The sequence below is a fragment of the Hymenobacter terricola genome (assembly GCF_017921975.2).
GTDB lineage: Bacteria > Bacteroidota > Bacteroidia > Cytophagales > Hymenobacteraceae > Hymenobacter > Hymenobacter terricola.
Window position 1 is genome coordinate 1 of sequence record NZ_JAGEMO020000136.1, and the last position, 10,136, is coordinate 10,136.

Annotated in this window: 12 protein-coding genes; 5 read left to right on the plus strand and 7 right to left on the minus strand. The window is 61.1% G+C overall.

What is annotated here, in order from left to right; translation table 11 throughout:
* Positions 1-268 precede the first annotated feature (268 nt).
* Both J4G38_RS26915 and J4G38_RS26920 read right to left on the minus strand, forming a co-directional pair.
* Positions 269-1,237, minus strand: coding sequence for an ATP-binding protein (locus J4G38_RS26915; protein ID WP_210522078.1), 969 nt, complete (start codon positions 1,235-1,237; stop codon positions 269-271).
* A complete protein-coding gene (locus J4G38_RS26920; protein WP_210522077.1) occupies positions 1,182-2,195 on the minus strand; it encodes a helix-turn-helix domain-containing protein in 1,014 nt (337 codons plus the stop codon). Before J4G38_RS26920 ends, J4G38_RS26915 begins: the two co-directional genes overlap by 56 nt.
* Positions 2,196-2,584: 389 nt before the next feature.
* Between J4G38_RS26920 and J4G38_RS26925 the strand changes: the two genes are divergently transcribed.
* Positions 2,585-3,313, plus strand: coding sequence for a helix-turn-helix domain-containing protein (locus J4G38_RS26925; RefSeq protein ID WP_226163949.1), 729 nt, complete (start codon positions 2,585-2,587; stop codon positions 3,311-3,313).
* Positions 3,314-3,535: 222 nt separating this feature from the next.
* Here the strand turns inward: J4G38_RS26925 and J4G38_RS26930 are convergent, their stop codons facing one another.
* Complete coding sequence (locus tag J4G38_RS26930) at positions 3,536-3,820, minus strand: hypothetical protein (RefSeq protein WP_210522074.1); 285 nt, start codon at positions 3,818-3,820, stop codon at positions 3,536-3,538.
* A 404-nt stretch (positions 3,821-4,224) separates the two neighbouring features.
* Here J4G38_RS26930 and J4G38_RS26935 point away from each other — a divergent pair, with 404 nt between their 5' ends.
* From J4G38_RS26935 to J4G38_RS26945, 3 genes are all read left to right on the plus strand, one after another.
* The gene (locus J4G38_RS26935) at positions 4,225-4,542 is read left to right on the plus strand and encodes a hypothetical protein (RefSeq protein ID WP_210522073.1); all 318 of its coding nucleotides are present in this window, start codon (positions 4,225-4,227) and stop codon (positions 4,540-4,542) included.
* A gap of 151 nt (positions 4,543-4,693) precedes the next feature.
* A complete protein-coding gene (locus J4G38_RS26940; RefSeq protein WP_226163952.1) occupies positions 4,694-5,143 on the plus strand; it encodes an excisionase family DNA-binding protein in 450 nt (149 codons plus the stop codon).
* Positions 5,140-5,709: a PIN domain-containing protein gene (locus tag J4G38_RS26945; protein WP_210522072.1), complete on the plus strand. Its 570-nt coding sequence runs from the start codon at positions 5,140-5,142 to the stop codon at positions 5,707-5,709. Before J4G38_RS26940 ends, J4G38_RS26945 begins: the two co-directional genes overlap by 4 nt.
* Positions 5,710-5,715: 6 nt before the next feature.
* Here J4G38_RS26945 and J4G38_RS26950 read toward each other — a convergent pair whose 3' ends face one another.
* Positions 5,716-6,753, minus strand: a complete 1,038-nt coding sequence (locus J4G38_RS26950) for an alpha/beta hydrolase (protein ID WP_210522071.1) — start codon at positions 6,751-6,753, stop codon at positions 5,716-5,718.
* Between the two features lie 153 nt (positions 6,754-6,906).
* Between J4G38_RS26950 and J4G38_RS26955 the strand changes: the two genes are divergently transcribed.
* Complete coding sequence (locus J4G38_RS26955) at positions 6,907-7,596, plus strand: hypothetical protein (protein WP_210522070.1); 690 nt, start codon at positions 6,907-6,909, stop codon at positions 7,594-7,596.
* 508 nt (positions 7,597-8,104) lie between these two features.
* Here the strand turns inward: J4G38_RS26955 and J4G38_RS26960 are convergent.
* The 3 genes from J4G38_RS26960 to J4G38_RS26970 form a co-directional block, all read right to left on the minus strand.
* Positions 8,105-8,539: a luciferase domain-containing protein gene (locus J4G38_RS26960; protein ID WP_210522069.1), complete on the minus strand. Its 435-nt coding sequence runs from the start codon at positions 8,537-8,539 to the stop codon at positions 8,105-8,107.
* 305 nt (positions 8,540-8,844) lie between these two features.
* Positions 8,845-9,351 (minus strand): GNAT family N-acetyltransferase, encoded by a 507-nt coding sequence (locus J4G38_RS26965; protein ID WP_210522068.1) that lies wholly within the window; start codon positions 9,349-9,351, stop codon positions 8,845-8,847.
* A 122-nt stretch (positions 9,352-9,473) separates the two neighbouring features.
* Entirely contained in the window at positions 9,474-9,923 is a 450-nt protein-coding gene (locus J4G38_RS26970) for a hypothetical protein (RefSeq protein WP_210522067.1), read from the minus strand.
* Between the last annotated feature and the right edge of the window lie 213 nt (positions 9,924-10,136).

Here is a 10,136-nt window from a genome sequence, read left to right on the forward strand (position 1 = left end):
TCGCTATCCTGATACAGGCTCTGGCGCCTCATGGAACTGTCCAAAGTGGCCCTAGAAAAGGGAGGGGATTGTCATGTTAAACGGGCTCGAAGCCCCATAAGACGAGAATCTTATTCCTTCCTTTTCCTTCTCGTTAACCCAAATTACGGCGGGCAGGTGAACATAGGATAAGGCTGCTTCTCAGACGTTGCTTTTGCGCAAAATGAGGTAAATGACGAGCGGCCAATAGTGGATCTGAAGCAGGCCGGAAGCGTTTAACGGGGGGCTACTAGACCCGCCGATCTGGCGCGCCCTGCGGAAAATCGATCAGGTTGAACAACTGCCGCATCCGGGAACGGCACCGGCTGCCATAGAGCGTGCCCAAGCCGGGCAGGAGGGAACCATCCGGTCCGGGATAGTCCGCATAGGGCACGTTGGTGGTGCCGTGGGTGGCGTCCGCGGGCATGCTGCCGGCCATTACCGCGTCGTGGCGCGAGCAAATCACGTGCTCTACCACGTTGAGTGGGCTGCCGTAGTGCCGGGCCCGCTCGTTTTCGGTGCCGATGTCGTCCAGGGCCAGGCCGCGGTGGGCCCGGTGGTTGTAGCGGGCGCCGTTGCCCCGCGAGAGCTTGTGGAGTTTGGCGAAGGGCCGCAACGCGTCCATGCCCCCCGCCGGTTGTCCCGGGGCGCCCGGTTCGGCGTAGGCCTGCACCAACTCGCGGCACGGCGTTACCCCAAAAGGGAAACGCGGATTGCGGGCGAGAATGTGCAGCAAGGTGGTTTTGCCGCAGCCGACACCGCCCCGCAGCAACAGCCCTTTTTGCAGGGAGCCGCCGCCTTCGGTCTCAAAGCGCGGGTCGTTGGCAACATACAGGCACAGCAAGCGCACGACGCGCCGGTTCGCGTCGTCCACGACGAACGCGGTGCCCAGGTAGTGCCGGGCTTCGGCAAAGAACCACTGCTCTGCCTCTTCAAACGTGAAGTCCCGAGGCTGGGGTTCCCGGGAGGTTTCCCAACGGTACCACGCGCATTGGGCCCGGTAGTACTTGTCCCGGCGCGCGCGGCGCAGTTCCAAAATTTCCTCCTCGGGCGGCAACCCCGCTTCTTGGACTAACCGACGCACCTGGGCCTTCTCGGCGGTGGTCAGGGGCCACTCGCGCTCCGGGTTGGGGTGGAAATCTTGCGGTTCGGGCAAGTCGAACCTAAGCGGCATCGCCGGCAAAGCTTGGATTGCCGAGGGCGTGGCGTAGGCGGACATCAGCTGCGACAGGGCGGTGGGGGCGGAGGAGGTAGGGGTCATGACGGGTAGAGTCGAGGGGGTAAAAGTCTTTCCACCCTTTGCGGATGGTTTGCGCGATGAGTTGAAGGGCAATGGATTCGTCGTTGTTGGCCAGCAGCGCCAACGCCTGCAGCGCCGCTTGTTCTTGCTGGCCGCCCAGGAAAGGGGGCAGGCGCTGTTCCGTTCGGTACCGGCGGTACCGGTCCCAGCCCTCGAGAAAAAGCGCCGAGGAGAACGGCACCACCCCATCGGGCCGGGCGGTGGCACCGCGGCCGGAGGGGCGGGCGGCCGCGGGTTCGGGGCCCGGCCGCGGCGCCCCCCCGGTGTGCGTAGCCGGAGACGGCGCCGTTGGAGCGGGGCCCGGGGCCTGGGCAAGCAACTGTTCGAGGGCCGCGATTTTTTTTTTGGCCTTCGCCAATTCCATGCGCAGCGCCGCTGTTTCTTTTTTTTCTTCTAATTTCTGTTCCTTGTGGATCTCCTTATGCACGCGACCCGGTTTGTCCTGAATTTCGACCCGAATTGGCGCGAATTCCGGGTCCGGAATGGCGCGAATAGCGCCCGCGTTGTCCCGAACGGCCGGGGGGGTGTTTCGCGCCATTTTGGCGCTAGACAACTGCTGACCCAAGACAACCGTTGCCGCCAGGCAGGCTGCTTTGGTATCGCTGGCGTAACAGGGCCGCAAGGCGGGGCTGGCCACGATGCGCCGGCTGTGGGTCCGCCCGTCAATCTCCAGCAAGTTCAGGGCGGCGAGCTCGGCCAGCCGGCGGCTGACGGTGCGGGGCGAGGCCGCGACCTGCGCGGCGAGGAAGTCGTTGGAGGCATAGCAGTAGCCCCGGTCGCCGTGCTCGGCGAGCGAGATCGCTGCGATGAGCAAGTCCCGCTGGACGCGGGTGAGGCCGGCAAGGCGCCCCACGTGTTGGCGAATGGGAAAAAACATGGAGGAAGTGGAAGGGGGTGGAATTGGAAGGCTGCGCATGCTTCGGCGCACAAGCCGGGGTTACGGCGTTGCGCTGAGGCGCGACAGGGTCCCGGCCGCAGCGATGGCCCCGCTTTCCAGGGCCATTGCCAAGGCGCGTTGCACGGCGGGGTGGCCGGGTTTGCCGGCTTTTAATGCCAGCCCCACTGCCTGGCGGCTCAAGCCGAGTTCCGTCCCAATTTGAGCCAGGGCTCCGCGGGGAAGAAGCCGCTTTAGATCCGAGCTACACTGTTGCGTGTTTACTTTCATTGCTTCATTTTTACGTACATTTGTTTTCGTTATGCGTATGCCGACTTTACAAGTCAAAGGTAGGCGTCGAAACGGTTTGTAAAACGCTGCGGTTTCAGTACTTGACTAAAAAGCCGATAATTGACTTAAAAATCATAATAAAAAAAGGTATAATGCCAAAAAAAACACCAATAGGCGAAAAAATCTTTTCGTTGCGCAAGGCTTTGGAGCTGACCCAAGGGGCGCTGGGGGAGAAAATCGGGGTTTCGCGCGCGGCGATTTCCCAGTTCGAACTGGGCGAGTCGTTGCCCTCGCCCACCACCATGGCGAAGTTGTCGCAGGCCCTGTCCTTTGACCTGGCGGAAATCTGGCAGGCCTCGCCCAACCCCAGCACGGCCGAAGACGAGCACCGGCTGCTGCCCTTTTTTCCATTGTCGGCGTACCCTTCGTTGGTCAGCTTCGTCGATCCGGCCATGCGCGACGTTCTCCACACCGTTCTGGCCCGGGTGCCCGTGCTGCGCCTGCCGGGCGTCGACTACGAGGGCGCCGCGGTGGTCGAAATACAGGGCGACGCCATGATGCCCCGCTACCCGCACGGATCGCGTTACCTGCTCCACCCGGTGCTCGAAGACTTGCGCTTTGCCACGGGCGTACACTTCTTCATCTTGCATCGCAAAACCGTGCTGGTTCGCCGCATCGTTGCCAACAAGGCGGGCACGCTCACGCTGCGCGCCGATGCCACGGGGGAAGAGGTTAGTTACACCATTAGCGAGCTGCGGCAAATGCGCCAGGAGGGGGCCTGTTTTATCCGCCGGTTGGGCCAAGCCGTTCACTTGCCGCCCGAACAGTAACCTGGGCAGCACGCGGCCACAAAGGCCACGCTCCCCTCGCGGGTAAACCGGCAGGCGTCGCCCTTAACCGCAAAGGGCACCAAATGCGTGGTAGCAAGGTCGAAAACGACGTCCCTTGGCCGGAAGGTGGCTTATGCTAGGCTTATTCGAGCAAAGTAACGCTCCTTATTTTGAACGGCGCGCGTTTAGCTTCGGACCGTTTCGCTAAACGTGGAAAGGGACCTAATCTCCGTAAAAGCACAGGTAGGTGTGCACTTCGTTTTGGCTGCGGGTTACCATGGCGATGAGCTCCTCGCCTAGCGGGTGGGGTTCCATCGTCAGCAACAGAGTTAAGTCCCGAAGCAAATCCTGCTGTTGGAGCCGATTGAACGTGGTGTCCCCGTAGGAGTCCAGATAGCGCAGCAGGCCAAACGCTTCTTGGTTCAGATTTACCCCCGTCTCAAACTCTTTGCTTAGAGAAGCAATCGGGTTTTTATGTTCATCCTCCAGTACGACGGTCCAACTCATGCAGGCCAAGGTAGGCAGGGAGAACCACAGACATTCGCTCCTTCAACTGAACGGGCCTCGTTTACCTTCGGACCCTTTCGCTGAACCTATCGAGATACCTTTGGGTGTTATTAAACAAATAGGGGAAAACCTCCGACTCGGGTGCCAAGCAGCTTGAATGCTGCTGATGAGGCATAAATGCGTCGTAAGAGTAGTCAGGGATGATAGTTTTACACGCTCCTTAAGACAATCAACGGAGGGTAGCGAAAACGAACGTTTACGCTATAGCTCATGCCAATATGTCCGGCATTACTTTGTTTACCAAGTTGTTATCGGAAAATTGCAAGCAGTTGCGCGTCCGACTCGGAGGTTTTCCCCTATTTGTTTAACAACACCCACCTTTACTCAACTGTTTGCCCCTCCTTATGAATCTGCTTGAGCTTATCAACCAATTGGCTGAACCGGGTCCCCGGGACGCCTTTTTCCTCCACCATGGGGTAGCCTTTACCTCCGAGCATTTGTCAGTCTACATGCGCGGCGAACCAAGTTTAGAGGCGGAAGTAGCTCTGTTGGGCGTGGAGGAAACCGACGAGCAGATGGACTACCACAAAGACGGAGCCCATTGGGTCAATTTTCTGCCCCTGTACATGGTCGAGGAAATGGTTGAGGGCGGCGTGGCCGCTCATAAGAGACCGGTGGATATTGCCACCCGAGTGCTAGAATATGCCCGCGACGATGCTTAGAAGGTGCATCAAATAATAACCCTCCTTTTTCTGAACAAGCCTCGTTTACCTTTCGCTCTTTTCTTCGCGGCCTCTTTCGCTAACTCGATAGTTTTGGAAATCTTTGTTTCGTTTATTTCGTTTAGCTTTGTACACGCTAATCGATTCCACTATGGAAGCTATCCTAGAAAGACCCTCCCTGCGGGACCAACAAGTGGCGGGTGCCTCGCTCAGGCACTTCGCCCAAGCGAGCAAAAAAAAGCGCTCGGAGGCGGTCACCATTCGCCTGCAGGAAAGCGAAGTGGCGATTGCCATCCCCCGCAAAGCGTTGGAACTGCTGGAGTTTATCCTCGCCAGCATGGCCCAAGGCAAGGCCTTGTCGCTGATTCCCTCCGATTCCGAACTCAGCACCCAGCAAGCGGCCGACCTGCTCAACGTCTCGCGCCCCCACTTGGTCAAGCTCCTGGAACAAGGCGCCCTGCCGTTTAAAAAAGTGGGGAGCCACCGCCGGGTTCAACTGGCCGACTTGCTGGCCTACGAAGCCCAGCACGCGGCCCAACAGGCCCAGCACCTGCACTTCCTGGCCGAACAAGCCCAAGCGCTTAACCTGGGCTACGAATGATTCATTCGGCCCGGTTCGTTGCCGTCTTGGACGCCTGCGTGCTCTATCCCGCCCCCATCCGGGACGTGCTGTTGCACCTGGCCGCGGCGCAGCTCTACACGCCCAAGTGGACCGCCCTCATCCACGCCGAATGGATCCGGAACCTGTTGCTCAACCGGCCCGATCTGCGCCCCGAGCAACTGGAGAAGACCCGGGCCGCGATGTGCGCGGCCTTTCCCGACGCGGACGTGGTGCACTTTGAGTCCTTGGTCGAAGGCCTGACGTTGCCCGATGCGGACGACCGGCATTTGCTGGCGGCCGCTATTCGGTGCCAAGCCGATGTGATTGTAACGGCCAATTTGAAGGACTTCCCGACCGCGGCCCTCCAGCCGTACGACGTCGAAGCCCAGCACCCGGATGCCTTCGTGGCGAACCTCGTCGACCTGAACCCGGAAAAAGCCGTGGAAGCCTTTTTGCTGCTCGTCGCCCGGCTGAAAAATCCGCCCCGCACCGCCCACCAGATTCTGGAAAACCTCCGAAAGGTGGAAATGAAGTCCACTGCTGATAAGCTGGCCAATCTGCTATAGTGGCTGCTATTGGGACCGTTTTGCTGAACTGAATTGGGGCTTGTCCGCGCTTAGCTCCGGTGGGAACGACCATCGGGCATCACGACGGCCGCTTACTTGGGGCTGGCGCCAAATAGAAAGCGCAGCGCGTCGTATTCGGCGATGAAGGGCACCGACATGTGGCTGTCGTCCGGGTAGTACTTGCCCCGGTAGCGCAACCCGTTGTGCGGGTGCTGCTCCAAGTAGCGTTGCAACGTCAAGGTGTTGTTCTCTGGGAGTTGCCACGGCTTCGACCTGGTGCTGCTCCAAGTAGCGTTGCAACGTCAAGGCGCTCCGCATGTGCAGCGTGGCCGCCGTGGTGTCGGTGAGCACCTGCGGGGGCTTCATGCCCCCGTCCGCCGTGTTGGCAATGCCCAGGTAAAGCGATGTACCGGCAAACCGTCGGGTTTCCAACGCCCTTTTGGTTTCTTTTAATACGATTTGATTGTCCCACCACACGCTGGGGTCAATGCAGACGTACGCATTAAACAAGCGGGTGTGGTGCACGAAGATTTGCATCACGGCTAGTCCCCCCAGCGAATGGCCAATGAGCGTTTTGTGGGGTTGGGTCGGGTAGTGCTGGTCGATGTAGGGCAGCAATTCCCGTTCGAGGAACGCGATGAAGGCTTCGCCCCCCCCACTCGTGCGGCTGGCGCCGACGGGCCAATACGGCGGGTCGGCGGCCACATGCGTGGGGGTCAAATCCTTTCGGCGGTCCGGGTGAAGAATCCCGACCACAATCATTTCCGGACAAAGGGCATTGTAGTTGGTGCTCAGGTACTGAACCATGCTCGTCGCCGCCGCGAACTGGGCGTCGCCGTCGAACAGGTACACCACCGGGTAGCGTTTGGCCGCGGCACCCGTGCCCACCGCCCCGGCGGGCACGTGGACGTAAAAGGTGCGGGTTTCGTTCAGGATGGTGGACCGCAGGCTGTCCGTGCGGCCGAGGACCGTTTGGGGACCCGGCTGCGCCGAACAGGGAAAACCGATACATACCCACGAAAGGAAAAGAAGGAACCGATTCATGGGCGTAGCAGCGGAGGGGTGGCGGGCAACAGCTGGGCGCCACCCCTGGTGGCTGCGGCAATCCCCTGGGGACGCAAGATAGGGGCGTACAGCATCCCTCCTTCGACTGAACACAGCGCGTTTACCTTGCCACCGTTTTCGTAAACCTCAATTATGCCATTTAACCGATTGGGCCTTTACGTCAGTCGAAAGGCGGTGATGCCAACCAAGTACCTGCATACAGGGGCTATCGACATGCGGTATTCCTCGTTTTTGAAGGGCGAATCGTTTGCCGGGTACCATAGCATCAACCTCTTTCTGACGAATCTGGCCTCAGAGGTCGGGACTGTCTTGCGGCAAGGCCGGTTCATCACCTTCTATACCCTGTTCGATTTTCAGGCATTTGCCCAGCTCGAACCTCCGCTCGAGCGCAAGCGATACCTGCTCGAATTTATCCAAGCCTCGATGCTGCGTTTGGCCCACCAAGAAGGCTGGTCCACCGAACGCTTTGACCGCGCGTACCAGGGCTGCCTCGACTGTGGCTTGCGCGTGGAGTGGAACTTCCGTGGCCGGCTCTTTCGCTCTCCCGACCGGGCCCACTACTTTGCGCTGTTCCACCACGTGGACTTCGAGCAGTACGAAGTCGCCGAAGTGCTGTACGACAAGCACAAGCAGGAAATCTTTCGCCGCACCTGCTTCGTGGACACCGGCCCCGTCTTCTCGGTGCAGTGGGCGGCCTGGGAAGACAGCACCCGTTTCTCCTATCGGTTCGGCGGGCCTAAGCGGGTTTTTACAGCGGAAGTAGCCGAATTGCTCCAGCACCGGGAATACCAAACAAGCCGCCGCCAGCGAGACCTATTCTAGCGGGGTGCCAAACACCAATTAGAACGCTCCTTTCCCCAAACGGCGCGCGTTTACCTTGGGACCGTTAAAGTAGACGAAAATTGGATAGCCATACCTTTTTGGGAAGTGCTGCTTTTTCCGAATGGGGGAAGGTGTTTTGAAAAGAGGCGTCCGGCGCTGGGCCCTACTTGGTCCGTGCGCCAACTCCTTGCTCCTGCCCGTCGGTGGGCGGCAGAAAGACCGTCATGACGTCGCGCATCGTGTGCAGGGGCCGGCCCAACAGCGTTTCGCGTGCCGGGTCCACGCCTGCGAAGTCGCCGTGCCGGGACGACCGGCAGGAAACAGGACCTGGTCGGCGCCGGCAAAGGCCGTGCGCAGGCGCTCGGGCGGGGCAAAAGCGCCCGAGCGCCTGCGCGGGGTCGCGCACGCCGGCCACCCCCTGGCAGGCGGGCACGGTGCGCATCAGGGGGCCGCGGAGGGCGCCCCTACCTGGCCGGTGGCGCCGGGGACGACGGGCCTGGCGGGGGACTTAGGTGGTGGGCGAAAGCGCGTCGCGGTCCCGCAGGCGCTGGGTCAGCTCGGCCAGTGGGATGCCGTGCAGGCAGTCGTAGTTGAGGCGAAACAACCAAGTGGCGTGGGCCGCGTCGGCGGCGGTGCGGATCGGAAACGTGACCCACTCGCCGGGCTCCCCGCCGTAGGGAAACGGGCGGGCCAGGCCCTGGGCCAGCAGCGCCAGGCCCAGGGCGGGCGCGGTGGGCAGGTGCACGTCCCCATTTAAGTGAATGTGGCCCAGCTCGGCGTCGCCGACGTAGAAATCGGCCCCGTCGACGCGGGTGCGGTTAAACAAGTCCCAGTGGGTGGCGGCCACGACGCCGGGCCAGGACTGCACGGTTTCGGCGGTGTGTTGGCCGGGGCCGGCAAGCACGGGCGGGGGCAGCAGGGGCCCTTTTTCGGATAGTTTCATGCGCAAAGGTAAGGGTGCGGGGCAGGAGTTGCGGCTGGCGCCGGGGAACGGGGCGGTTTTACACCGCGTGCCGGCCGAGGGCGAACGCTCCACCCCCGGGCGTCGGCCCTTTCACGCCCCGACCGCTCGGGGGTGGACGGGTTTTTGTTGGCTTGGGCGCGGAGCTTGCCCTGGCCGTGCTGCGGGGTGCGTTGGCCCGTGATGGTTGTGAGCAGCACGTCCAGCCCGAAGACCTGGGCCAAGCAGTGATGGGGTGCTGCTTCCTCTAAAGTCCCTTCCGCTAGATTCGCCGTTTTGGTAGACCACTAGACCTCACTTGGCTGCCATTCCTCTTTGAGGACCGACATCACAATTTTATCGTGGAACAAGCCGTCGCGACAGCAGGCCGCTCGAAGGCGACCTTCGACCACAAAACCGGCGTTGGTGTACGCCTTCACGCCGCCCGGATTCAATTCAGAAACCGTGAGCATAATCCGGTTGAGCCGGTGTTCAGTAAAGCCCAAGGCGAGCACCTGTTGCGTCACCGCCGTGCCCACCCCCTTCCCCCAGCAGGCTTTATCCCCAATCAGGATGAAGTACTCGCCCGACCGGTTGGTGGCCGACAGGTTGGAGAGGCCCGCGTAGCCAATCAGGGCGTTCGTCTCCTGCAGGTAGATGCCGAGGTTGAGGCTTTTCTCCTCCCGTAAGGTCGCCGCGAACCAGTCGTCAATCTGCGCCGGCGTCTTCATCGCTTGGAACGCGGACAGCGAATACTGAATGACTTCGGGGTCGGCAATCCACGGGTAAAAACAAGTGCCCTCGTCGGGATGCATTCGGGCTAGCTTAATCATCGTAGTGTTTTCCGCCAAGGTAGTACTCTCCTTCGACTGAACGGAGCGCGTCTACCTTGCCACCGTTTTCGTAAACCCTGCCTGCTGCAGGCAGCACTCCCGGGTTAGGGCTTGACCAGCATCCAGTCGAAACTGATGCCCTGGGCCTCGTCGGTTCCTCCTGTCGGCCGCGCGTACGGCGTTTGCTTTCCATCGGCGGCCACCACGACCAGCTTGTCGTACGGGATGACTACGTGGATGCGGTCGCCCGGCTGGACATACTGGCCTATTTCGCCCAGGTTGCTCGTGGATTGTCGTACGCGCTTGGTGGGCGTGAGGGGCCGCCCGTACCGGAAGGGCGTCACTTCGGCTTCCGTGAACCGGTAGGTGACGCCGGTCGGGCACCCCGGGCCGGGACTCACGCCCACGCGCACCAGCCGCGCGAAGGGGGCCCCGCCCCGGGGCACGGGCTCGTTGTTGCGCCAGACCCGCACCTCGGGCGGCCCGCAGCCGGATTGGGCGACGGCCGTTCCCGTCACGGACCACAGGGCGAGGAGCAGCAAGGACTGGGGCATAGCGCGTGGGCAGAGGCACTGTTTGGTATGCTAGTGCTGGCGAAACGCTAAATGTAAAGCAGAAGTATGCTCCATTGCTTGAACCACCGGTTGCTTAAAAGGCGGGCGTATCGTGCAGAAGCGTTTGCTAGCCGTTCGCGAACCGTTCGCGAACGGCTAGCAAACGCTTCTGCACGGGACGCCCGCCTTTTAAGCAACCGGTGGTTCAAGCAA

Excerpts from the sequence above, each read along its gene's own strand:
- J4G38_RS26960 (WP_210522069.1), bottom strand. The coding sequence starts at position 8,539 with ATGAAACTATCCGAAAAAGGGCCCCTGCTGCCCCCGCCCGTGCTTGCC.
- J4G38_RS26920 (WP_210522077.1), bottom strand. The coding sequence starts at position 2,195 with ATGTTTTTTCCCATTCGCCAACACGTGGGGCGCCTTGCCGGCCTCACC.
- J4G38_RS26935 (WP_210522073.1), top strand. The coding sequence starts at position 4,225 with ATGAATCTGCTTGAGCTTATCAACCAATTGGCTGAACCGGGTCCCCGG.
- J4G38_RS26930 (WP_210522074.1), bottom strand. The coding sequence starts at position 3,820 with ATGAGTTGGACCGTCGTACTGGAGGATGAACATAAAAACCCGATTGCT.
- J4G38_RS26970 (WP_210522067.1), bottom strand. The coding sequence starts at position 9,923 with ATGCCCCAGTCCTTGCTGCTCCTCGCCCTGTGGTCCGTGACGGGAACG.
- J4G38_RS26940 (WP_226163952.1), top strand. The coding sequence starts at position 4,694 with ATGGAAGCTATCCTAGAAAGACCCTCCCTGCGGGACCAACAAGTGGCG.
- J4G38_RS26945 (WP_210522072.1), top strand. The coding sequence starts at position 5,140 with ATGATTCATTCGGCCCGGTTCGTTGCCGTCTTGGACGCCTGCGTGCTC.
- J4G38_RS26965 (WP_210522068.1), bottom strand. The coding sequence starts at position 9,351 with ATGCATCCCGACGAGGGCACTTGTTTTTACCCGTGGATTGCCGACCCC.
- J4G38_RS26915 (WP_210522078.1), bottom strand. The coding sequence starts at position 1,237 with ATGTCCGCCTACGCCACGCCCTCGGCAATCCAAGCTTTGCCGGCGATG.
- J4G38_RS26955 (WP_210522070.1), top strand. The coding sequence starts at position 6,907 with ATGCCATTTAACCGATTGGGCCTTTACGTCAGTCGAAAGGCGGTGATG.
- J4G38_RS26950 (WP_210522071.1), bottom strand. The coding sequence starts at position 6,753 with ATGAATCGGTTCCTTCTTTTCCTTTCGTGGGTATGTATCGGTTTTCCC.